A 24,292-nucleotide genomic window follows, 5' to 3' on the forward strand; every position below is an offset into this window, starting at 1 on the left:
TTTACACCCAATATGCAATGCGGTTTCTACATTTTGCAAATGTAATTAGGGAGATAACTGTTCCTACGCATGCAAGGATAATGGAATTATAATAGCAGTATAGCTCTGGCATTTTGCCCACTAAAGGCGAACGAATAATCTCAATAAACCAGGCAAATGGATTTAACTTCAGCAGTAAGCTATATTTAGCCAGCATTGTTCCAGAAAATAATATCGGAGTTATGTAAAAGACAACCTGCATAAAGCTCATAACCATTTGCGGAAAATCTCTAAAACGTACAGAAATCACCGCGAACAAAGTCGCAATCCAGATCAAGTTAACAACTACGATCATAAAACCAAGTATAAAAAGAGGAAAATTCCTTAACGAAAAAACGTTGAATATAATCAACACACCAATCACTATTACTATATTATGGCAAAGCATCATAAAATTTCGCCATAACATTTGCATAATATATATGAATTTCTTAGTTGGTAATTGACTTATAAAAGAGCTGGACGATATGAAAGTAACACACCCTTCATTTATAACGCCGCTAATAAAGTTCCAGAAAACCAAACCAACTGCTAGCATCGGGAGATATTCTTTAACTTCTAGTTTAAAAAGCTCTCCATAAATCACCCCTAAGGCAATAATAAGGACCGCCATACTTAATGTAATCCAAAACGGTCCAACAATGGATCTTTTATATCTCTGTCTTAATTCCAACCAACCTAATGTAGTCCAAAGATGCCAAGATTTTATTGACGAATATATATCTGTTAGTGATTCTTTCATTGCTTCAGCTCTTTATACATCTTTTCTTTAATTAATTCTAACCGGGAGTTGTATTCCAAAACAAATGCGTTAAGCAAAACTTTAATTTCCCCGTAATTATCACGAACTAATTGTAACCGATTCCTGATTGCAGTTGGATTATCAACCTCTTTTTCAACCAAATACAATTCTAACTCAGGAAAACCTTTATATATGTTTCCGGCTGGCCCCACAACGCATGGCGTTCCGACACTTGCAGATTCCAACGCTATCATTGGTGAACATTCCGTATTCGTTACATAGCACACTACATGTAAACGAGATAGCAGTTCGATAAACCGCTTATTATTTAAATTCTCTGATAAGGCCGTAAGTTTAATATTTGAAGTAACCCACTTCATATTATTTTCAAGATGCAGGTTTGTAACTAGCTCACATCCTTTTAATGAACCAATTGCTAGTAACTGAGGAAATGGATTTTTATACCAACTGAACATTGCAGCGAACAAACCTACGCGGAAATTGGCAGAATCAGGTGCAGCTAATTTTTTAGAAAACGAAGTGCCTGATACAACATAATTCGATACTGAGAATGCACGAATACCGTAAGCATTGAGTATTTCATCTAGCTCAGGCTTAAACGAGATGACCCCATCAACAATTCGCTCTCGGTAAAGTTCATACCATCCATCAAACGTTGAATATTGCGAGGAGTCAACCCACTGAGCAGGTGAACCATGCCATGCAAAAAATATTTTTATTTTCGGACTTAATGCCTTAATTTTTTTGGCAAGTTCCATTTGTAATTGTGTTCCACCGCTCATGATCACACTTTTTAGTGTTTTAGATGCAGCAAGTTTTTCTGCCAACCTGTTTAGATAGACATGAGTAGAAACCTGTGGGAACTCATATGAATAATATGGATATTGGATACTATCATCTTTAAAGAAACTAGCAGTTGATGTGGCAACACCAGACCAATATGCAGAGTAAAATGCTAATACTTCTTTATCTGCTGTTGCATTACTATAAAACTCATCCAACAAATCATAATCAACTTGATTTGTGGTTGTTCCTGCAACCTTATAATATATTTTTCGTAGCAGGCTGTATTGTTTTAGCGTATTCATCAAATTCAAACGAAGAGCTAGTCTGCTTAGATTATAAATAGCTTTTGATATCAATCGTTCTTTAAATGATGGAGCTTTCTGCTCGCGAAGGAATATATTCTTAAATTCATTTTGCGATTTTGAACACATATCTTTGAAGAACAATGCCCATTTGTCAGCTATAAGGCCACCATCTACAAATTGCTGGCGATATGCTAAATAATTCATTCTTTGTAATTCTTCAAGACCACGTTGATCGTCAAGAAGACCTTTCAATGAATCATAAAATGCCTCTGCATCCCGAGACACAATATACTGTAGCTGCTTTTCAGGTAATACTTCATTGGCTATGCCAACATCTGTCGACACAACAGCACAACTGTTTGCCATTGCTTCAAGAAGTGGCAATGGTGTACCTTCACATTCCGAACTAATCAGTAGAATATCTGCATCAGAAAGTGTTTTAAGAATTACCTCACGATCGGTCTTACCCTTAGAACTGTCAAACTCAATATAATCAAATGTATATCCAGATTTTTTTAATTTATCTAGAGCCGGCAATACTATTGTATTCAGGCCTTTATAATCCTGGTAACCGAGGTATTCCCCCCATTTACTATTGCCAATCCATACGAGTTTTTTTCTGTCACGATTATCATAACTTTTTACCTCGCTCATTGGAATTTCTGGATTATCATAGATAACACTATGAGGAGGCGGAAAATCAGACAGTTCAGAATATAGCTCTTTCAATTTTCCGGATGTAACAAAATACCCATCCACAAAATTCATAAGAGGAATTCTTCTCTCATAGTTTGCAATATCATCATAAGTAAAAAGATGATCAGGAATATGCGTTGTAACAATATTGCTGATCAAAATTTCTTTATATTGGGGATTCCGCTGAGTGAAGTTCATCACTTCCATGAGATAATCACGCCAAAAGAAGTGTAAAATACTCTTTTCTTTTACGTTTTTATCCAGGTGCATAACAAAGTCTGCCACAGTTTTAAAATCATCGGTGCAAACTATTTTTACATTAAAACCGCTTAATTCTGTTGCTATATTTTGGGCTATTCTACCGAATGCCCAATCCAACTTATCGACTATGAAAAATAAATTCATTGATACGCCATTATAATATTAAATAGATTGGTACTAGCTTCCATAGCCATTAGGGTTTTGTTTTTGCCAATTCCAGGTATGGACCATCATATCTTCAATATTGTACCTGGATTTCCAGCCTAAAATCCTTTCTGCTTTAGATACATCAGCCCAAGAAGATCCTATATCGCCCTCACGTCTGGCGACAATTTCATAATTAACTTTCTGGTTACTTGCTTTTTCAAAGGCATCAATTACTTGTAAAACTGAGACACCAGTGCCGGTACCAAGATTAAAAATGTCATATCCTTGCAATTTATCGATATACCTTAAAGCACTAACATGGCCTGCTGCAAGATCTACTACATGGATAAAGTCGCGTACTCCTGTTCCATCAATAGTTTCATAATCGCCACCATAAACGGACAGTTTTTCCAATTTGCCAATAGCAACTTGAGAAATATAAGGAACAAGATTGTTTGGAATGCCGTTCGGATCTTCCCCAATAAGGCCACTAGGATGTGCACCTGTAGGATTAAAATAACGCAGAGCAATAATTTTTAATTTATCATCAGATTTCGCATAGTCTGATAAAATCTGCTCCAGCATGACTTTAGTAGTTCCATAGGGGCATGAAGCATTTCCAATAGGATATTCCTCCAGGTTGGGAACTGGAGAATGATTACCATAAACAGTCGCAGACGAACTAAAAATGAATTTGTAAACATTTGCTTGCTTCATAACTTCAAGCAGAGTGAGGGTTCCACTGACATTATTAATGTAATATTCCAGTGGTTTCTTTACTGATTCACCAACAGATTTTAATCCTGCAAAATGAATCACTGCATCAATATCGTAGTTTTTAAAAACTTCTTCAAGCTTTTGTTTATCGTTGATATCAGCTTTAATGAATGGAATATTTTTCGAAACCAAAGACCCAACGCGATGAAGTGACTCTTGGGATGAATTACTCAGGTTATCAAGCACAACCACATCATAACCGCCCTCAATTAATTGTAAAACGGTATGTGAACCAATATAACCAGCGCCACCTGTCACAAGTATAGTCATGAAGTCTCCGAAATTGTATTAATCTTTTATGCTAATTACGTGTTCAATTATTTGATCTTATATATTTTGTAAATTAGCCTTTAACATAACGTTATCTTATTTTAACACCGAAATGTTAATTTGTTCAGACACGCTACCGCCCCTGGCTCAACAGCTACCAGTCTACTGTACACTCCAATTTTTGCGGGGCTCAACCTGTCAATTATCGATTACATTTTGACACATTTAGCCCCAGAACATTCCAAATATTGTCGTATTAATCGCACTAAGAAACAAGGAAAAATCGATTTTTGCTACAAGAAAAGGTAGAACATTGATTTTTTTACTGCTTGATTTTTATCATAAAAAAGGCAGTAGAGTCATGCTGTCTACCGATAGCATCAAGAGACTTCCCCTGCCATTTAATATGAAGTATTACCAATATAAATAATCTGTTGTCTTGATTATTCCCCGAGCAACTTCTCAATGCTCTTACGGAACTTAGGCCCTTCCTTCAGGTTGCGCAGTCCGTACTTAACGAATGCCTGCATGTAACCCATTTTCTTACCGCAGTCGTAGCTATCGCCTGTCATCAGCATGGCATCAACAGACTGTTTTTTAGCCAGCTCTGCGATGGCATCCGTCAACTGAATACGTCCCCATGCGCCAGGTTGGGTATGCTCTAATTCGGCCCAAATATCAGCAGACAGCACATAACGCCCTACAGCCATCAGATCGGAATCCAGCGTCTGCGGCTGGTCCGGCTTTTCAATAAATTCAACGATCCGGCTGACTTTGCCTTCGTTGTCCAAAGGCTCTTTGGTCTGAATAACCGAGTATTCGGACAGATCGCCTTCCATACGTTTTGCCAAGACCTGACTACGCCCGGTTTCATTAAAACGAGCCACCATGGCAGCCAGGTTGTAGCGCAGAGGATCTGCACTCGCGGTATCCAGAACGACGTCCGGTAATACGACGACAAACGGGTTATCCCCAACAATTGGGCGAGCGCAAAGAATGGAATGACCTAAGCCCAGCAACTGAGCCTGACGAACGTTCATAATAGTCACGCCAGGGGGACAAATAGACTGCACCTCGGCTAAAAGCTGGCGCTTAACACGCTGCTCAAGCAACGATTCGAGTTCGTAAGAGGTGTCGAAGTGGTTCTCAACCGCGTTCTTAGACGCATGAGTTACCAGAACGATTTCTTTGATACCTGCAGCTACAATTTCGTCGACAATGTATTGAATCATCGGCTTGTCTACGATCGGCAGCATCTCTTTAGGGATTGCCTTCGTGGCAGGCAACATGTGCATCCCCAGACCTGCTACCGGAATAACTGCTTTCAAATTAATCATTAAGTCATTCACCTATTCAATTGTTGCTGAATTATAGCTTTTTAGCTTGTTTTAGCCAGTATGAATTACATTACTCCGATGCAGCGTATGTTACGCCGCTTAACTGCGGAATGCAGTAATCTTAATCCCAGGGAGGTGCAACTTTAGCCAGGAATGGTCGCAAAGTTACCCCCCCTTCCCTGGCAGTCGAAAATTCACCGCTTCAACATTCACCACCTGATGGTTTATGCGGTCAATGTCAACTGAACTTTGTCCCGTTTCGTTTACCGCATGGACATTTGCCAGTGAGAGCAATGTGTCCTGTTTAGCCATAAACTTGCCGCGTACATCCTTACGGAGATCGAAGTGCATCTTAAGCGCGGGCCCTGTTACAGATTGCTGCATCACCCTGATGTTACGCAAGAAAAGATGCTGTGGTTGGTTGTGCAACTCAAGCGTAGCGCGCTTCATCTCCACGTTGGTAATGGCCACGAATGATGTTGCATTACCCGATGAGATCTGAATGCCGCGTAATTTGTATTCAAGTTTGGTGTTATCGAGATGGATATTATTCAACTTAAAGTTTTGTGGTATGGATAAATATCGCCCTTTGATAACGCCATAACCAATGAGCATACCCGCGCTATTTTCCATATTGATATTATCAATGACGAAATTATCACATCCATAAATAGCGACCGTCGCATTATCGATGCCCGCTTTCTTACTGAAATCCGGGGTGATATTTCGCGCGGTAATATTACGAATGATAAAATGCTTGCCGTTCTCCACGTGGACTAACTGTCGACAGTCGGTACCAGTGATGTTCGCCACGACAAAGTTTTTTATCGCCAGCTCATCGGGATAGGTATTGTCATAGGTACTGCCCGCCAGCCCGATGCCTATGCCCCAGTTCACATTGCCGTTGGTACAGTTGATACGTTCGATGACGTGGTCAGAAATGAGGATGTTGCTGTCGTTAATCGCCACATTCCACTCAATGGCATCGCCCTGAAGATCGCTAAAACGGCAGTGGGTAATCTTCACACCATCCATACGGTTATGAAAACCCTGTCGCAGGATCCCGTAGTTAGCGCGCGTGACGGTAATATCATCGATAGTCAGATTGCGCATCAGCCTTGAGGTTTTTCCGCCGATATAGATTTGCGTCACCGGGCCGAAACCACTCATGGCAATCCCTTTTATCACGCAGTCCGATCCCCGTACATCCAGGGTAACATTCCTCAGGTTCCCGCCCTGCTCGCCCAGCACCTTACATTCATCCTGCAGAACAAAGCGGCCACGGCCATTACCGCTTATTCGACCTTGCACGGATAGTGTTTTGCCAGGGGGAATAACGATAGCGGTATTAAGATCCTTACATTCCAGTCCTTTTGGCACGACTACAGTTTGTCCTTCTTTGAACGCCTGCCGGAAAGAAGCGACCCAATCATTTGGGTTGTAATCCTGAATGTTGACGCTGACCGTTGATTCAAGCGCCCGGACAACGGGAAAATGCAGTACGGCAAGCGCAGAGCCTGCCGTCAGAAAAGTACGGCGTGAGAGTTTGTTCTCTGACATACAACCTCGATTTACATCGTTTGTAACAGACTGGCTAACTGTTTATTGATCGCTAATTGATTAAATTCTTTTTCAATTTTTTCGCGCGCGCACTGCACAATCGGTTGCACCTGCTCACTCTCGAGCAGACTAAATGCCGCTAATCTCTCTGCCAAAGCCTGCGCGTCATTTTCCGGTGCCAGCCAGCCAGATTTACCCGACTCGACAAGCTCCGGGATCCCACTGTGGACGGTAGAAATGACCGGGATCCCCACTGCCATCGCCTCCATCAGCGCCACTGGGATACCCTCCATATCGCCATCCCTTCCGGTGATCGACGGCAGCAAAAATACATCCGCCTGCTCAAGCATCTCCTTTACCTGATGACTAGGTTTAAAGCCGGGCATCTCAATCACATCATCAAGCTGATATTGCTCGATAAGCGTACGCAAACGACGCTCCCAGGGACCAATGCCAAGAATGCGGTAGCGAAATAAGACGCCCTGCTCTTTCAACTGCCGACAGGCTTCGATGGCGACATGCAGTCCTTTTTTCTCGGTTAACCGGGCGACAGAGATAATCTCCAGCGGTGCGGCTGGGGCTTTCAGTTGACGAGGCGTAAAACGTGTCATGTCGATACCCATACGGGAAACCGCGATTTTTTGCGGCGGGCACCCCATGTTTTTTAAACGTCCAGCCCAGAGATTACTGATGGGTAACATCAAATCTCCACGTTGAAACAGCTGCTGATATTCAGGGGTATAGTGAGCAAGCACATCCCGATGCGAAACATCAACGCCGTGAAATACCGTGGCGATTTTTCCGCGGATCACCCCAAGCTCACGCAGTTTGGCGGCCGTTACGCCTGCGGGTCCAAAATGAGCGATAAAGACATCCGCCTCAAACGCCCGTGGATTCCCGCCACAAATAGCCGCTAAAATCAGATTGCGCGCCTCATCGCCATAGCGTGCCACATTAAGCGCTTTCCAGGTGGCTGCGCGGGTAATCCCGTGCAGCGTCGCCGCCGCTCTATACTTCAGCTTCGCCAGCTTGCTCTGTGGTTCATTCAGTAACCAGCGCGTTTTTTCACCCAGACGGTAGGTATTAAATGAAGCATGGGTATTTTCAAGATCGCCCTTCTGCAACGCGACAATCTCCACGTCGTAGCCCATATCGATAAATGCGGTAATCTGATTGAGGATAAAGGTCTCAGAGGAGAGCGGAAATTTAAGCAGGAAAAAGCCAATCTTCATTTTTCCCCCTCAATACGCGATAAAACCGACTGCACCATGCTCACCCCGCGTTCGCGCTCACGCGTAACCGCGTCGCCGAGACGTATGCGCAGCTCAGGTAGCTGTCCGAGAGCATCGGCGACCTTCCCTTCCAGACTACCATCGAGCAGATGGCGAATATCGACGGCCATCTCTGGTAACCCCAACTGTCGCATAATCCCTGCCGATTTATGCTCGTAGTTAATGGCGATGGCTGGCGTCATAAAATTCATTGAGATGATGGCAGAGTGCAAGCGAGTCCCCACCGTCAGATCGCAGGCAGCCAAAATTTTCCCCATTTCCAGATCGTTGAGTTCATCCATCACCACGTGATACCGGGCCGGGTCGTTAACATACTGGCGCAGGTTTAACGCCACCATGCGATCATCTTTGTTGTAACTATCAATACCGGTGCAGGTTGACAGTGCAATCACCTGGTAACCTTCATCGAGGATGCGATTCACCACTCCGGCAAAGGCTTGCTCATAGGCCTGCTGCGTTGTCCCCAGGCGTTTATCAAAAGGAGCCAACTCACGCAACGTTATGGCAACCGTCTTCTGTTTAGCCGCCATTTTTAACCAATGCTGGACGGCATAACCGGGCTCATAATCCTCATGATGGTTATCTACCAGCCAGGCGGTATCCACCCCGGTTTCGACTTTATCCGTGTTTATTGCACTGCGCTTCATCAGTTCCAGACTGACGGACTCACGCAAAATCAGCGCATTACAGTGTCCAAATACGTAGTTCGCCAGTTGGTTAAACTGCTCATCCTGGAATGGCCCCACGCTGTGGCCAATCATGTACAGCGGTTTTTTTGCCATAAACGAACACAGGGCATGTTCAAACTGCGGTACGCCATACAGATCGACAAAAAACGATCCGCCGACCTGGATAATGGCGTCGTAGCGCGACAGCAGACGAACAAAATCGGTAAATCCCTGGGCGATAGCGATATTGCGCAGATTACCGGAATCAGTGACGCGCGAGAGCAGTACCTGGTGCTGATAGCGACGACGCAGCACTTTCTTCACGCGCCCCATGACGCCCGCTGCGTTATTGTGCTGGTTCATCTGCGAATACAGCGGATCGCCCATCACCGGGCGGTTCAGCAACCATGAGGAGCTCACCGGGTAACGGCTCATCACATCCACTTCAGTCTCGGGACGCAAGGCGGTAATGGCATCCAGCAAACCGCGCAGAATCGCGCTATCCCCACGGTTCCCACAGGTATGGTTGCCTAAAATTAGTAATTTCATTCTGACCTCTTCTAATCATTGCCGGAGGGCGGCTGTCGCCCTCCGGCATGCAACAAGCACAATTCATCCTGCACGAAGCAAGGTTTTCATTTTTTCACTGCGACAAAGCTGACGTTTTATTTCCACCACCAGCGGATGGCGCGACAGCACAATCATCACCGCAAATACCAGCGCACCTGCCGCAATCTGCATCCCCAGCAACGCGCCTAATGGCAGGTGGCTGCGCAGCGTTAAGCCCAGCGCATAGCTCACCACAAGGGTGGGTAAAGAGAGATACAACGGCAACCAAAGACTGAGCATGTACTGGCGGTAGCTGGGGCCAAGAACAGGCTTAATCATCACGAAATAGCTGAGGATCGTGTTAATCACCTGAACCAGCAAAAAGCCCAGCGTCACGCCAATCGCCCCGGCAAGATGACCACCGATAAAAATGGCTGGAATAAACAGAAAGGTTTTGAACACATTAAACTTGAAACTGATATCAACCCGCGCTTTCGCCATCAAAAGCGATCCTATTGGATTCCCTACCGAGCGCAGCAGACCCACGATGCACAGCAGTTGCAAGACGGGAATAATGCCGTTCCACTTCTCGCCAAACACCAAAGGCACTACGTGGTTCGACACCACCATCAATCCCAGTAGCACCGGGAAGTTGATAATCCCGACCACCGATAACAGTTTGTAAAAATTCACCTTTAGCTTTTCACTGTCGTCCTGGATTTTGGCGAAAGCCGGAAACAGGACGCGGGTAATAATCGGGTTCAGTTTGATCGGGGGGACAACCGCCACGTTCCATGCAAGATTAAATCCACCCGCCACACCAGCTCCCAACGTTCTGGCTAAAACCAGCGTGGAAAGATTGGTATTGATGTAATTGATGATGCTATCTGCCGTCAGCCATGCGCCAAAACGCAGATTCGACGAAACGGATGCCAGCGAAAAATGCAGCCCCGGGCGGTAAATCCGACGGCCAAAATAGCCGAACAGCAGCGTACGTAGCGTACTGTTTACCAGATACCCAAGAATGGCGGTCAGCGCGAGCGGCCAGAAATGGGCGCTGACCACGGTAAAGGTAAAACCAGCCAGCACCGAACTGGTTTCGATCATGCCGATTTTGTTAAAGGCCAGCTCTTTTTGCATCAACGCACGAAACTGCTGCCCGTGCGGTATCACCACAAACGCCAGCGATAAGGTTTTGATAAGCGGCGCAAGTTCGGGGTTATTGAGCACACGGGCAATCGTCTCGCTCAACAGAAACATCGCCACGCATACCGCGATACCCAGCCCAACGTTGAGCCAGTACAGCGTGGTCAGTTCAAGATAGCCAATTTCTTTACGCTGAATAATTGAGTTGGCGATACCAAAGTCAGACAACGTATCGGCCAGCGCAATGATCACCAGCGACACGGTTAACAACCCGAACTGGTGGTTATCAATAATCCGCGCCAGGACGGTCATCTGAATAAGTCCGAGTCCAATAATGATCACCGTGGCAATCGCCGACCACTTAGCGCCGTTAAGCGTTTTTTCTCGTAAGCTCATGTTAGTACGCCGCTTTGTTAACAAAGCCTTTGAATACTGTCAGAAAAACAATTTTGATATCGAACCACACGCTCCACTCGCGAATGTATTCGAGGTCAAACTCCACACGTTTTTCCATTTTTTCCAGCGTATCGGTTTCACCACGCCAGCCGTTGATTTGCGCCCAGCCGGTAATCCCCGGTTTCACCTTATGGCGTAACATGTACCCCTCAATCAACTGGCGGTACTGCTCGTTATGCGCCACCGCATGCGGACGTGGCCCGACGATAGACATTCCCCCGGTCAGCACGTTAATAAACTGCGGCAGTTCATCGAGCGACGTCCGGCGCAGGAAATTTCCCACAGGAGTTACGCGCGGATCGTTTTGCGTCGCCTGCGTCACCACAGCGTCGTTTTCCATCACTTTCATTGAGCGAAACTTCCAGACTTTGATTGGTTTTCCGTCCATGCCATAGCGAGTCTGGCGGAAAATCACCGGTCCTTTGGAGGTCAGTTTTACCAGCAGCGCTATGCCACATAGCACCGGGGAAATAAGCAGCAGGATCAGTGAAGCCAGCACGATATCTTCCGCACGCTTTAACAGGCGATTAATCCCCGAGAGCGGCGTGTCATACAGCGGCACCACCGGAACGCCGTTCATCTCTTCAATCCGTGAATGCAGGATATTGAAGGTAAAGACATCGGGAATGAGGAGTACCGAACAGGTGGTGTCGGCCAGATCGCGCACCAGTTTTTTTACGCTGGCGCCATCGCTCATCGACATGGCGATATAAACGTTATGAATACGCGAGGATTTGGCGTCATCCACCAGTTGCTGCAGATTACCGGCCCAGTCGCGAGAGTTTTTTCCAGGGATGGGGTCGTGATAGACACCCGCTACTTCAAATCCCAGCCACGGTTCATGGCGAAAACTGTCCAGCAGCAGTTGTCCGGCGGGCATGTCGCCAGCCACCGCCACCCGGCGAGTGTTGTAACCGCGATTACGCAGCCACCCCGCGCCGTAGCGAATAAACGAACGACTCAACACCAGGCCAACGCTAGATAACAGATACCACGCCAACCAGACGGCGAGACGGTTATCGAAATCGTTATTAAAGGCGATCAGACCTGCGCAAAAAATCAGACTCAGCGTCCAGTTTTGCAACAACAGCACCAGCTCAGTTGAAATTTTGACGCCGCGCCAGGAGCGATAAAAATCTGTTATGCCCCCGAGCATCTGAAAAACAACCAGCGTGATCAGCGCCACCAGCAGGTGCATATACAGGAAAGGCAAACCGCTTAATTCGCAGACTACCCACAATCCGCCAAACATGATGGTGATATCTGAAAAGCGTTGCACCATCGAAATTAACGACGCATTGGTTTTGGCGCGTTCGCGCTTTTTTAGATGTGTCATCGTGGTTCCTGTTAGTCACCCTTTGCCCGTAATCGGGCAAAGGAAGCACCGGCATTACTGATTCAGTAACGCCAGAAGAGTGCGCGTTCGCGCTTCCATCAACGGAATATCTCCGCGCGATTCCACGTTCAGACGCACCACCGGTTCAGTATTGGAAGAGCGTAAATTGAAGCGCCAGTCGACAAACGACATGCTGATACCGTCCGTTCTGTCCACCGTCAACGCCTCACGGGAAAAATGCTGCTCCACGCGCGCAATCGCTGCCGCCGGCTCTGCCAGCGTACTGTTTATTTCTCCACTCGCCGGATAGGCCACCATCCGGTCGCGGACCAGTTCGCCCAGCGACTGTCCTTTCAGACACAGCAACTCCGCCACCAGCAGCCACGGGATCATGCCGCTGTCGCAGTAAGCAAAGTCGCGGAAATAGTGATGCGCACTCATTTCACCGCCATAAATGGCATCTTCATGACGCATGCGCTCTTTGATAAACGCGTGCCCGGTTTTTGACATCACCGGTTTACCGCCTGCCGCCGTCACCACATCCACGGTATTCCAGGACAGGCGCGGGTCGTGGATAATTTTCGCCCCCGGATTCTTCTCCAGAAACGCTTCCGCCAGCAGACCGACAATGTAGTAACCCTCAATAAACTGACCTTTTTCATCGAACAGGAAGCAACGATCAAAATCCCCATCGAAGGCAATCCCCATATCTGCGCCGTGTTTAATCACCGCATTGCGCGTGTCAGCCCGACATTCCGGCAGCAGAGGATTGGGAATACCGTTGGGGAAGTTGCCATCCGGCGTATTGTGGATTTTGATAAATTCGACCGGTGCGCCCAGCGCCTTAAAACGGGCTTCAATGGCGTCAATCACCGGACCTGCCGTGCCGTTGCCGGAATTGAGCACCAGCTTCATCGGTTTCAGGTTGCCGGGATTGATGTACCCTAACAGGTGGTCGATGTAGGCATCGCGGGTAGTAATACGCTGGTAGCGGCCACGTTTTGCCTCATCGACCGGCGGGAAGTCGTTGACTTCCGCCAGGCGCTGCACGTCGCGCAGACCGGTATCACCGCTGATGGGGCGCGCCCCTTCCCGCACCAGCTTCATGCCGTTGTAATTCATTGGATTATGGCTGGCGGTCACTTCAATACCGCCGTCAATGCCCAGATGAAAGGTGGCGAAGTAAATCTCTTCGGTGCCCGACATACCAATATCCAGCACATCCACCCCCGCATCCTGCAGCCCTTTTGCCAGCGCCAGCTTTAGCGTCTCGCTGGTCAGGCGCACGTCGCCACCCAGAACAATCGTTTTTGGCTTCAGGAACTCGCCGTAAGCGCGGCCAATACGCCACGCAATCTCTTCATTTAGTTCTTCGCCCAGCCTGCCGCGAATGTCATAGGCTTTGAAACAGGTTAATTTCGTCATGATTTACCCTTCTTCAGGCAACAGTTAGCCCTCTCCTGACTGGAGATATTTTTCAAAAAATGACTAACCGTTCGTTTGTAGGCCGGATAAGGCGTACACGCCGCCATCCGGCAACGAGGATGTTGTGTTAAGCGCGCCCGTATCTGTCCGCAAACCGCACGACATCATCCTCATCGAGATAAGATCCGGAGCGCACCTCAATCAGATCGAGTGGGATTTTCCCGGGGTTCTCCAGACAATGGGTCGCGCCCAGCGGAATATAGACAGACTCGTTTTCAGCGAGCAGCTTGATATCATCATTAATCGTCACCTTCGCGGTGCCAGCCACCACAACCCAGTGTTCAGCCCGGTGATGATGCATCTGCACGGACAATCCCTCACCGGGTTTGACGGTAATTCGCTTCACCTGATAACGGTCTCCGGCATCAATAGAATCGTACTTGCCCCATGGGCGATAAACTTCACGGTGAATATGGTGCTCATGACGTCCGTCAGCTTTAATTTGCTCTACCACTTTTTTAACGTCCTGCACCGCGTTGCGATCGGCTATCAGCACTGCGTCTTTAGTCTGCACCACCACCAGATCTTTCACCCCGACGGTCGTCACCAGGCCAGATTCGGCATACACATAGCTGTTCTCCGTTTTATGGCTAATGACGTCGCCGTGATGCACATTACCTTCAGCGGTATGGGCGCTGATTTCCCACAATGATGACCAGGAGCCAACATCGCTCCAGCCTGCGTTCATTGGCATCACCACCGCATCGGCCGTACGTTCCATAACCGCATAGTCCACAGACTCTTCCGGGCAGGCGAGAAACGCCTGTTCATCAACGCGGATAAAATCGAGATCGGGGTCAACCGTACTCATGGCGTTTTCGCAGGCCTCAAGAATATCGGGACGATATTTTTTCAGTTCTTCCAGATAACGCCCGGCGCGGAATAAAAACATGCCGCTGTTCCAGTAGTAGTCGCCGCTCGCCACGTAAGCCTGCGCGGTTTCCAGATTGGGCTTTTCAACAAACTGCGCCACTTCAAAAGCCACGGCGTCGGTATTCGTCGGTGAAACCTCGCCACGACGGATATAGCCGTAGCCGGTCTCCGGCTGGTCTGGCACGATACCAAACGTCACCAGCTTACCCGCACTGGCATAGGGCATCGCATTACGAACCGCCTCGCGAAATGCTTCTTCATCGGCAATCATGTGATCGGCTGCCAACACCAGCAGCAGCGGATCTTCCCCCGGACTTTGGCGTTTTGCCGCCAGCGCAGCCAGCGCTATCGCCGGTGCCGTATTACGCCCGGCGGGTTCGAGAATAATGTTCTCAGTCAGCTTGTGCAGTTGTCGTAGCTGTTCCGCCACAATGAAACGGTGTTGTTCGTTACAGATAACCACCGGGCTTTCGCACTCCACGCCGTTCAGACGGCAGATCGTTGTCTGCAGCATGGTGAGATCGCCTTTCAGACACAGGAACTGCTTTGGATACAGCACGCGGGACAATGGCCATAAACGGCTACCCGAGCCACCGGCCATCACTACCGGAAAGAGTTTGCTTTGACTCATCATGTACCCCGAATATCAGCAATAAATTGACTCAGCACGTTTTCTTTATCCAGCGTGCGTTCGGCATAATCACGTGCCATCGTGTTCACTTTTGGCATCATCAGCGCCCGTTGAATACCGCAGGCCAACGCGTTAACCGACTCCGGCTCCACACACACCGCAATGCCAGGATAAGTGTCACAAAGCTGCCCCAACTCGGTTTCAGGCTCGGCGGTAATGACCGCGTTACCGCCAACGGCGAGGATATTGGTCAGTTTGGAGGGCAGTACGGCATCCGCCGCACCGCGCTTTTGTACCACCAGATGACAATCCGCCATCTTGAGCAATGCCGGCAGCGCGTCATAAGATTGCAGTGGAAAGAACATCACATTGTTCAGGCCGCGTTCGCTGACCATACTCTCCAGCCGCGCTTTACCACCGCCCTGCCCGACGATCACAAACAGCCAGGGCTGTTCGCTCAACAGGACAGCCGCGTCAACCACGCTCTCCAGCCCCTGCTTTTCACCGATATTGCCCGAGTAAAGAACGATCTTTTGGGAGACAGGCAAGCCCAGTTGCTGACGCAACGCCAGGGCATCGGTATCGTTCACGCCGCGAAAACGTGCCACTTCCGACCAGTTTGGAAAGAAAATAACTTTGTGCGGCGCAACGCCTTTTTCCATGGCTTTGTGCATCATGGTCCGGGAGATGGTCGAGATATGGTCCATATTCAACAGTCCACTGCGCTCAAAGGCGCTGGCCAGTTTTGCCACCATACCGCGCTTGCCTGTGCCCGCCATGCCAAGTCCCAACATGGCATCGACTTCGTAATCCTGAACGTGCAACAACGTGCGCGCGCCACAAAGTTTTGCCAGCAGACGCATGCCCGGCGTACAAAACAGCGTCGGCACCACGCCGATAATGCGGTCCGGCTTCCAGCGACGTTGCGCCAGCAGCGGGAAAAAACTGCTCAGGGCAAAACTGCCCAAATGCAGCAGCCGTTTGAGCGTAGAGGGTTGCTCAGGCACATACAGCGGACAACGCCAGACAATGGCGTCACCCTCTTCACGACGGTAACGCCAGGATGAATAGCGACCGTTGACCTTCCACTGCGGATAATAAGGCGGCGCGGTGATCACCCGAACGTCATGCCCCTGTTGCGCCATCCACTGCACCATTTCACCGGTGTATTTGCCGATACCGGTCAACTCCGGTGAATAGTTGATGCCATACACGAGGATCTTCATAGACCGGGTACTCCGGTCTGGGCCGTTTCACAGAAGTAAGCCCGGCTGTTGTCGTGCACGTGGTCACTGGCCAGAATCTGTGTAGCTGCCAGCCAGCGGTACGCATCATGTTGAACGTCAGGCAGGTGCAGGTCGTTTTCCGACACCCGCAGACGAAATCCCAGCACGATGTAATGCGTTGAGAAATCCTCCCCGGAAAAGTTGTCGTCATAGAAATGCTGCCAGACACCGTAAAACTCCGCAGCGGACAGCGGTAAACGTAACCCCAGCTCAGCTTCAGTAAGCCGCTCAAAGGCCACGCGCAGCGATTCATCTTTTTGCACCCGACCGCCGGGCACGAACCAGCACCCCTGCGCCGGACGATTGAGACGCTTACCGAGCAGAAATTCGCCGTCGGCGTTTTCCACGATTAAATCGATGGAAATCAGCGGGGTTGAACGGACAACGGTGGCAAAATCCTCATGACGTAAAAACATACTTACCCCCGGTAGTGCTGCTGGTTTTCAAGGAACCACTGATATGTACTGGCAAGCCCCGCTTCCAGGGATATCTCGTGATACCAACCCAACTGATGCAACCGCGTAACGTCGAGCAATTTGCGCGGCGTGCCGTCCGGTTTGCTGGCGTCGAACACCACTCGCCCCTTGTAACCCACGACCTGCGCGATGGTCTGGGCCAGTTCACGGATGGTGCAATCAACGCCAGTACCCACGTTGATATGCGACAGCATTGGTTGGGTATATTCCTGCCAGACTTCCTGAGCCAGCTCCATCACATGAATACTGGCCGCCGCCAAGTCGTCGACATGCAGAAATTCGCGCATCGGCGTACCGCTACCCCACACCACCACATCCGACGTATTTTGCTCGCGAGCTTCATGAAAGCGGCGCAGCAGCGCCGGGATCACATGCGAATTACTCGGATGGAAGTTGTCATGCGGTCCGTACAGATTGGTCGGCATTACTGAGCGATAATCCCGGCCATACTGCCGGTTATATGATTCGCACAGCTTGATACCGGCAATTTTGGCAATCGCATACGGCTCATTGGTCGGCTCAAGTTGCCCCTGCAACAATTCACTCTCAGCGATTGGCTGGGTGGCTTGCTTTGGATAAATACAGGATGACCCGAGGAACAACAGTTTATTCACGTTATGCAAATGCGCAGCATGAATAATGTTGCTCTCAATCATCATATTTTCATAAATAAAATCAGCAGGATAAGTATTATTCGCCACAATCCCGCCCACTTTTGCCGCCGCCAGATAAACCTGGTCAATGCGTTCAGTGGCAAAGAACGCCTGCACTGCGCTGGCGTCCAGCAGGTTAAGTTGCTCGCGGGTACGCAGCACCAGCTCTATATTATTTCGCTGAGACAGTTGTCTGACGATGGCGGCCCCCACCATACCGCGATGGCCCGCCACAAAAATACGTTGTGTCTTCATCCTCAGTACTCCAGCGCGATAGCGACCTCGTAACCGTGCGACTTCAGCAGGGAATGTTTCTTCGCCGCATCAAGATCGTTGGCAACCATTTCCGAGATCATCTGGCGCAGCGTAATTTCCGGCTTCCAGCCCAGTTTTTCATGTGCTTTAGCTGGATCGCCCAGCAGCGTTTCCACTTCAGCCGGACGGAAATAACGCGGGTCGACGGCAATCATGACATCTCCAGGTTTTACCCCTGGCGCATCGTGTCCGGTTACGGAAACCACAATGCCTTTTTCATTCACGCCCTCGCCTTCAAAGCGCAATTTAATCCCCAACTGAGCGGCCGCCATTTCCACAAACTGGCGCACGGAATACTGCACGCCGGTGGCAATCACGAAATCTTCCGGTTTATCCTGCTGCAGCATCATCCACTGCATCCTGACGTAATCTTTGGCATGGCCCCAGTCGCGCAGTGAATCCATGTTGCCCAGATACAGGCAAGACTCGAGCCCCTGAGCGATGTTGGCGATCGCTCGGGTAATTTTGCGAGTAACAAAGGTTTCGCCGCGGCGCGGAGATTCGTGGTTAAACAGAATGCCGTTACAGGCATACATACCGTAAGATTCACGGTAGTTGACGGTTATCCAATACGCGTACAGCTTAGCAACGGCATACGGCGAGCGCGGGTAGAACGGCGTAGTCTCTTTCTGCGGAATTTCCTGTACCAGGCCGTACAGTTCAGAGGTGGAAGCCTGATAAAAACGCGTTTTCTTTTCCAGACCGAGGAAGCGGATGGCTTCCAGCAAACGTAAGGTGCCGATCGCATCGACATCGGCGGTATATTCCGGTGAATCAAACGACACCGCGACATGACTCATGGCGCCCAGGTTATAGACCTCATCCGGTTGGACCTCTTGTAGAATACGGGTCAGGTTGGAGGAGTCCGTCAAATCGCCATAGTGCAGATGAAATTTGGGATTACCCGAATGCGGATCCTGGTAAATGTGGTCCACACGTTCGGTGTTGAATGATGAAGCGCGGCGCTTAATGCCGTGTACTTCATACCCTTTTTCCAGCAGAAATTCTGCCAGGTAAGAACCATCCTGCCCGGTTACGCCAGTAATGAGAGCGACTTTTGACATGTTATTACCTCTTAAATGATCCCCTCAGGGAGTAACTTTTTCGACGCGTTTGCGCGTGACTACTGCGGGATTTCCCCGACAAACGACATTTGCTGGCAGCGATTTAAAAACGCTGCTTCGTGCTCCGACGACGGTGCCATCGCCAATGGTCACGCCAGGCGCGACAAAGACATCTGTCGCCAGCCAGCATTTATCCCCAACCACAATCGGTGTGGCGTTAATATCAAAATATTGACTGGCATAATCATGGCTCCCGGTGCATAAATAACTTTTTTGCGAAATAACCGCGTGAGCACCAATCGTAATATCACCCAACGTATATAAAACCGCGTCATCACCCACCCAGGCATAATCTCCCAGGGTCAATTTCCACGGATAAGTAATTTTTACTGAAGGTCGAATAACTACGTTTTTTCCTATTTTCGCGCCAAACATGCGTAATAAAAATGCGCGCCAGCGGTACATGACCTGCGGTGACCAGCGAAACAATGTTGCTTGCACTGCCCACCATAATTGGACTTTAATGGCGCCACCACCACGAAAACCAGCAGGCACTTTAAATCCGCTTAAATCCTGCATAATTTGCCCTTACGTTTTTCCATATAAAGTTTTTGTTTTACCGGTTGTGCGCAGACGTAAATATTCTGACAACCCGGTCCAAAAACCTGGCATATGTAATATCTGGCGCTGTACCTTTTTGGCATCCCGGCACAATTCCAGATTATTCGTCGTTGACACGCCACCCATGGAAAACTCTGACACCAGCCCGCTCAGTTTTTTAAATGCATAACCGGATTTGTATAATCGGGCAGCTAATGCGTAATCGGAAGATATTTTGTATTGCAAATCATAGCGCCAGACATTCAGTCCCGAGAGCGGAAAGAAGATGGCCTGATGGCTGGCGGGCAGGCTGTGATAAATATACCAACCCGGCTTAGCTCGCCGCTTAATTTTGTTGCCATTGCCGAAATCCAACAACGCATCGCCAATAACCATAGTTTTATCGCTTTGCGTTTTTAGCTGACGGATAAAACAAGCTGCATCCGCATGCAGAATATCCCCGGAGTTGAGGAACAGCGCAAACCGACCGCGCGCCATAGCGATACCTTTGTTCATCGCATCATAGATGCCCTTATCCGGCTCGCTGACAAACCGTAACCGGTGCTCTGCGCTAAGTCCTTCAAGAAAGGATGACGTACCATCAGAAGAGCCGCCATCAACAACAATCCACTCAAAACTGATATCATTCGCCTGCGCCAGATGTGCCAGTGATGCGTGAGTTTTGACGATCCCTTCCAGATTGCGAAAGGCGACGGTGATAATACTGAGCAGCATGTGATTTACCTCGCGATATTCAGCGCCTTGCGCAAAATAAACGGACACACAATTAAAAACGCGTATTCCGGACTAAATACTGAACCTGTAAAAAATAGCGACAGTGGCGTAAAAAGATAAAGCTGCACCCGATAATTCTGATTATCACCAAACGCATTGATCATCATTTTCATGACTTTTCCCATGTACCATAGGGCTAATATCACCGCGAACCATGAAAAATAAATAATCAGCAGATACAAGCCATTGTCTATCGTTTTGCCAACATCTGCACCGTTAAAAATTCCGAATGACGCAACATATTCATAAAGTGAGCCAAATCTCACTACCCCATCAACGTTAAGTAACGAATAACCGACCATCACTAATGGTCCTACGATCCGATAATACGATGACGAACCTTCAGTTCCTAAATCTCCAAGGCGTGTTGCGATGTATGGGAAAGCAAATATCACTCCAACTACAAATACGCTTAATGAGATTATCGCCAGCGGTAGCTTCTTTTTTATCGCATCCTTATTCAGATACTGGAACGCCCACTCCAGAAGATAAAACAAAATAAACGTCATTACCCCTGAAAACGATCCTGATAATATTATCCCTGCCAGAATCATAACATCGGACTTAGGCGTTTTGATACCAAACTGTTTGATGCTGAGCCAAATTGAGATTAACGCCAGAGCGAAAAATGCCGGTTCGAAATAGAGCGCAGTAGTTCGTTTTCCACCAAATTTAATAAAGTTCAGAACATAGCTGTTACTGTAAATAAGATATTTCGAAATAACTTCCATTAAACTGCTGCCGCCACTGAGAATTATCTGCGCCATTTCAACTGCAGCTAACCCCACCACCAGTCCCACCACCAGCCAGAAAAACCGCAAGATCTTAGTGTAGTTATGCGGTGAAATGGTTTTGAAGCGAATACTCCACACCATGCCAATGATCACCACGGTATAAATAAACAGCATTGCGGACGTCACGTACTTGCTGGCATCCAGTGACTGACCGAACAGATAATTAAACGCCGTCAGCCCGCCCCCCATGCCCAACGCAATCATTAATTTTTTGATATTAATGCGCTCGACAAACAGCAACAGCAGGACGGGTAAGAAGGTGACGATAGTTATCGGGAAGCTCTCGCCAAGCTGGGCGAGTTTGACGTTGACCAGCAAATAAAGCAGCGGTAGCACCAGATAGCTACAGATTCTGATAGAACGAGACATATTCCTCCAGCATCTGTTGCCCACTGTATGCCACCCGGCTGCGCTGGCTGAACGCAGCAAGCGACGTGTCAAATACCGCCTGCGCAATGTCTGATTTTTTCAGTTGCACCAGTTGCAATACGTCCGCTTCGCTGAACGTTTTGCCGCCCGATTTTGCCAGTACTTCTTGCGCGGCATCACTGTGCGTGGCAATAACCGGTATGCCAATGGAAAGCGCTTCGCACAGGATCAGCGGGTAGTTATCAACTCGGGAGCTGAACATCAGGCCATCCATCTCATTTAGCGCACTCATCAACGTGCGCTTATCGCTTTCAAACCCGTGATTGATGACGTTATCTCCCGCAAATGGCGAAAATTTGCCAAAAGTATGCAGTTCAATTTTGTCTCCGAGCGCTACCATCGCTCGCACCAGTTGCTGGCTGGTTTTCCCGTCATAGCGCAGATCATGAGCCACCACGGCGATTTTCGGTCTACCGCTCCCCTCATGCTTAGCGGGAAGATCGGCAAGAATGGATTCAGTTGCTACATCGATGCCGTTGTTAATAATACGGCAGCGTCCCACGCCATACAGGCTGTTGAATGCGTCGGCCACATGCTGACTGGGCGAGATAAACTGGCAGCCCAGCGCCAGCATGGCACGAAACATCTGCCGCTTACCGGGCAACTGCTGATGGGCTTTATCGATTTTTACCGGCGGATAGTTACTGAGCGTTGGGCATTTCTGGCAGCCCGTTTTCCAGTTTTCGCAACCATCGGTAAAGGCACAGCGCCCGGTCACGCTCCAGTGATCGTGCAGCGTCCAGACGAAGGAAACATCCGGTTTACACGCCTTCACTTTTTGGCAAAAGGTGACCACCTCTTCCAGGTTCAACCAGTAGCTGTGCAACACATGAAAATGCAGGACCAGCGGGCCGCTGGTGCGGATAACTTCACGGTATAACTTGTCGAGATTGCCAAACAGATCGCGGTTCGCGAAACGAAACAGCGCAATGTTTACCGCCGACGTCAGGCGTGGCGTATGTTTGAAAACCTGCGGGTAATTCGCATGGCTGACGCTTTTCTTACCGCCTTTGCCATAGCCATAGACAAAACGCGAGGACAGCCCTTTCTCCAGCGCCCTCAGATGTAAATCTAACGCCACGCCAGCCGCCCCACCTTCTGCGAGCCGCACATTAAACTGTAATATCTTCATTTTATTACCTTCACCCGAGCCTTCTCACCCACGACCAGCGCATTGTCCGGGACGCTATCCACCACGACGCTCCCGGCGCCAATCGTCACGTTATTGCCAATAACAACGTTGCCGAGCAGAGTGACATTCGCTCCCAACTCAACGCCGTTACCAATAACCGGACAGGACGGATCGTTGGTACCCAGATTGCCGATGGTGACACCGTGGCGCAGAGTAAAATCATCCCCTGCCACCACGTGTTTATTGATAACCACCCCATAGCCATGATGGATGGTGAAACGACGACCAATAGATGCGGCAGCCTGGATTTCATAGCCGAACAGGCATTCGGTGATAAGGCGATACATCACCAGCACCGGGGCGGCCCACAGGTTATTCAAGACATTTTTTTTACGCCAGACGGAGCAAAAATGGGCAATCCGATAGGCCACCACCATGCAGCAGGGGCGAAGACTCCAGCTATTAGCGCGTAAATCTTCCAGCATACTTAACGACCTCGCATTCCGTCGGCCAGACGCTTGCTGTTGCGAACAGAAAGCAGCGTCAGCAACGTGCGCCAGTTCATCCGTTTGTTGCGGATCTGATAGAGAGTAAACAGCTGATATTTCTTGCTGGCCCGGTCAAATTTGCCTTTGTGTTTACGGTAAAACTGAAAGTAGCCGGAGAATTTTTTCGGCGATGAGGTGATACGCATTTCACCGTGATTGACATGCAGGATCTGCGTTGCCTCTTTTACCTTCCACGGTTTACCGTACGCCACTACCATACGCAGGAAGATGTCGTAATCCTGCGCCGCTTTCAGCGTGGTATCGAACAGGCATGCTTTAAACCGCCACGCCCAGGTAAACACCTGATTACCAATGATATTACGCTTATAAAATTTACGACGTGAATAACCGGATTTCGGATACAGCGGCAGGCTGGCCGGTTGCGAATACACTTCGCCTTCGCAGACATAGTCATTGGCGTACAGAAACGCCCGCGTGACCAGGTGATGGCGGTAGTTAAGAAAGATGCTCAGGCGGTTCGGCGTCCATTCATCATCATCATCAATTCCCGTAATATACTGCCCACTGGCCTGCATAATGGCCTGATTACGCACCGCGCAGGCCCCGGAGTTAGTGGAATTATGCGTATACGACACCCGCGGATCGTTGAGTTCCTCAACAAACTGCTGCAGTTGCTCATACGAGGAAGAGCAATCATCCACAATGATCATCTCCCAGTGAGGATAGTCCTGGCGCAATACCGATTTAATCGCCCGGATAGCCAACTGTTGACGGTTCCAGGTTGGCATATAAATTGAAATTAGCGGGTTGTCTGTCGTCATTTTCGTTTCCCAAATAAAGTTGCCTGATGGCGCTACGCTTA

The 24,292-nt window shown here is 48.7% G+C and carries 21 protein-coding genes; all 21 read right to left on the bottom strand.

All coding sequences use genetic code 11. The features are described 5' to 3' along the window. Position 1: 1 nt before the first annotated feature. The 21 genes from wzm to wcaA all read right to left on the bottom strand — a co-directional run bounded on the left by wzm (position 2) and on the right by wcaA (position 24,251). A complete protein-coding gene (wzm, locus tag OGV94_RS08095) occupies positions 2-781 on the bottom strand; it encodes an O89/O101/O162 family O-antigen export ABC transporter permease subunit (protein WP_043016863.1) in 780 nt (259 codons plus the stop codon). Then, a complete protein-coding gene (locus OGV94_RS08100) occupies positions 778-2,994 on the bottom strand; it encodes a glycosyltransferase (protein ID WP_172863158.1) in 2,217 nt (738 codons plus the stop codon). Before OGV94_RS08100 ends, wzm begins: the two co-directional genes overlap by 4 nt. A 33-nt stretch (positions 2,995-3,027) precedes the next feature. Further along, positions 3,028-4,044 (bottom strand): UDP-glucose 4-epimerase GalE, encoded by a 1,017-nt coding sequence (gene galE, locus OGV94_RS08105; protein WP_043016865.1) that lies wholly within the window; start codon positions 4,042-4,044, stop codon positions 3,028-3,030. Positions 4,045-4,487: 443 nt separating this feature from the next. Further along, positions 4,488-5,381, bottom strand: a complete 894-nt coding sequence (gene galF, locus OGV94_RS08110; RefSeq protein ID WP_000609089.1) for a GalU regulator GalF — start codon at positions 5,379-5,381, stop codon at positions 4,488-4,490. A gap of 165 nt (positions 5,382-5,546) precedes the next feature. Then, the gene (gene wcaM, locus OGV94_RS08115; protein WP_286523034.1) at positions 5,547-6,941 is read right to left on the bottom strand and encodes a colanic acid biosynthesis protein WcaM; all 1,395 of its coding nucleotides are present in this window, start codon (positions 6,939-6,941) and stop codon (positions 5,547-5,549) included. Positions 6,942-6,952: 11 nt separating this feature from the next. Next, entirely contained in the window at positions 6,953-8,173 is a 1,221-nt protein-coding gene (gene wcaL / locus OGV94_RS08120; protein ID WP_200007732.1) for a colanic acid biosynthesis glycosyltransferase WcaL, read from the bottom strand. Further along, positions 8,170-9,450 carry a colanic acid biosynthesis pyruvyl transferase WcaK gene (wcaK, locus tag OGV94_RS08125; RefSeq protein WP_286523036.1) on the bottom strand — a complete coding sequence of 427 codons (1,281 nt, stop codon included), beginning with the start codon at positions 9,448-9,450 and terminating at the stop codon, positions 8,170-8,172. Before wcaK ends, wcaL begins: the two co-directional genes overlap by 4 nt. A gap of 63 nt (positions 9,451-9,513) precedes the next feature. Then, positions 9,514-10,992 carry a colanic acid undecaprenyl disphosphate flippase WzxC gene (wzxC, locus tag OGV94_RS08130; RefSeq protein ID WP_286523038.1) on the bottom strand — a complete coding sequence of 493 codons (1,479 nt, stop codon included), beginning with the start codon at positions 10,990-10,992 and terminating at the stop codon, positions 9,514-9,516. A gap of 1 nt (position 10,993) precedes the next feature. Then, positions 10,994-12,388 (bottom strand): undecaprenyl-phosphate glucose phosphotransferase, encoded by a 1,395-nt coding sequence (gene wcaJ / locus OGV94_RS08135; RefSeq protein ID WP_043016870.1) that lies wholly within the window; start codon positions 12,386-12,388, stop codon positions 10,994-10,996. 54 nt (positions 12,389-12,442) lie between these two features. Next, positions 12,443-13,813, bottom strand: coding sequence for a colanic acid biosynthesis phosphomannomutase CpsG (gene cpsG / locus OGV94_RS08140; RefSeq protein WP_047410126.1), 1,371 nt, complete (start codon positions 13,811-13,813; stop codon positions 12,443-12,445). A gap of 127 nt (positions 13,814-13,940) precedes the next feature. Further along, the gene (gene cpsB, locus OGV94_RS08145; RefSeq protein WP_075145955.1) at positions 13,941-15,377 is read right to left on the bottom strand and encodes a mannose-1-phosphate guanyltransferase; all 1,437 of its coding nucleotides are present in this window, start codon (positions 15,375-15,377) and stop codon (positions 13,941-13,943) included. Next, positions 15,377-16,603 (bottom strand): colanic acid biosynthesis fucosyltransferase WcaI, encoded by a 1,227-nt coding sequence (gene wcaI, locus OGV94_RS08150; protein WP_100194540.1) that lies wholly within the window; start codon positions 16,601-16,603, stop codon positions 15,377-15,379. Before wcaI ends, cpsB begins: the two co-directional genes overlap by 1 nt. Beyond that, positions 16,600-17,079 (bottom strand): GDP-mannose mannosyl hydrolase, encoded by a 480-nt coding sequence (locus OGV94_RS08155; protein ID WP_200007740.1) that lies wholly within the window; start codon positions 17,077-17,079, stop codon positions 16,600-16,602. The genes wcaI and OGV94_RS08155 overlap by 4 nt, the downstream gene beginning before the upstream one ends. Before the next feature lie 2 nt (positions 17,080-17,081). Continuing rightward, positions 17,082-18,047, bottom strand: coding sequence for a GDP-L-fucose synthase (gene fcl, locus OGV94_RS08160; RefSeq protein WP_286523042.1), 966 nt, complete (start codon positions 18,045-18,047; stop codon positions 17,082-17,084). Between the two features lie 2 nt (positions 18,048-18,049). Further along, a complete protein-coding gene (gene gmd, locus OGV94_RS08165; protein ID WP_047410111.1) occupies positions 18,050-19,171 on the bottom strand; it encodes a GDP-mannose 4,6-dehydratase in 1,122 nt (373 codons plus the stop codon). Between the two features lie 24 nt (positions 19,172-19,195). After that, on the bottom strand, positions 19,196-19,750 hold the full coding sequence (gene wcaF, locus OGV94_RS08170; RefSeq protein WP_043016877.1) for a colanic acid biosynthesis acetyltransferase WcaF: 555 nt from the start codon (positions 19,748-19,750) through the stop codon (positions 19,196-19,198). Between the two features lie 9 nt (positions 19,751-19,759). Beyond that, positions 19,760-20,506 carry a colanic acid biosynthesis glycosyltransferase WcaE gene (gene wcaE / locus OGV94_RS08175; protein ID WP_043016878.1) on the bottom strand — a complete coding sequence of 249 codons (747 nt, stop codon included), beginning with the start codon at positions 20,504-20,506 and terminating at the stop codon, positions 19,760-19,762. A gap of 5 nt (positions 20,507-20,511) precedes the next feature. Continuing rightward, the gene (gene wcaD / locus OGV94_RS08180) at positions 20,512-21,729 is read right to left on the bottom strand and encodes a colanic acid polymerase WcaD (protein WP_100194541.1); all 1,218 of its coding nucleotides are present in this window, start codon (positions 21,727-21,729) and stop codon (positions 20,512-20,514) included. Further along, positions 21,704-22,921, bottom strand: coding sequence for a colanic acid biosynthesis glycosyltransferase WcaC (gene wcaC, locus OGV94_RS08185; RefSeq protein WP_286523045.1), 1,218 nt, complete (start codon positions 22,919-22,921; stop codon positions 21,704-21,706). The genes wcaD and wcaC overlap by 26 nt, the downstream gene beginning before the upstream one ends. After that, positions 22,918-23,406, bottom strand: a complete 489-nt coding sequence (wcaB, locus tag OGV94_RS08190; protein WP_047410100.1) for a colanic acid biosynthesis acetyltransferase WcaB — start codon at positions 23,404-23,406, stop codon at positions 22,918-22,920. Before wcaB ends, wcaC begins: the two co-directional genes overlap by 4 nt. Positions 23,407-23,408: 2 nt before the next feature. Next, positions 23,409-24,251 (bottom strand): colanic acid biosynthesis glycosyltransferase WcaA, encoded by an 843-nt coding sequence (gene wcaA, locus OGV94_RS08195; protein WP_286523047.1) that lies wholly within the window; start codon positions 24,249-24,251, stop codon positions 23,409-23,411. Between the last annotated feature and the right edge of the window lie 41 nt (positions 24,252-24,292).

Source organism: Citrobacter sp. Ce006, from assembly GCF_030336535.1.
Taxonomy (GTDB): Bacteria; Pseudomonadota; Gammaproteobacteria; order Enterobacterales; family Enterobacteriaceae; genus Citrobacter; species Citrobacter europaeus.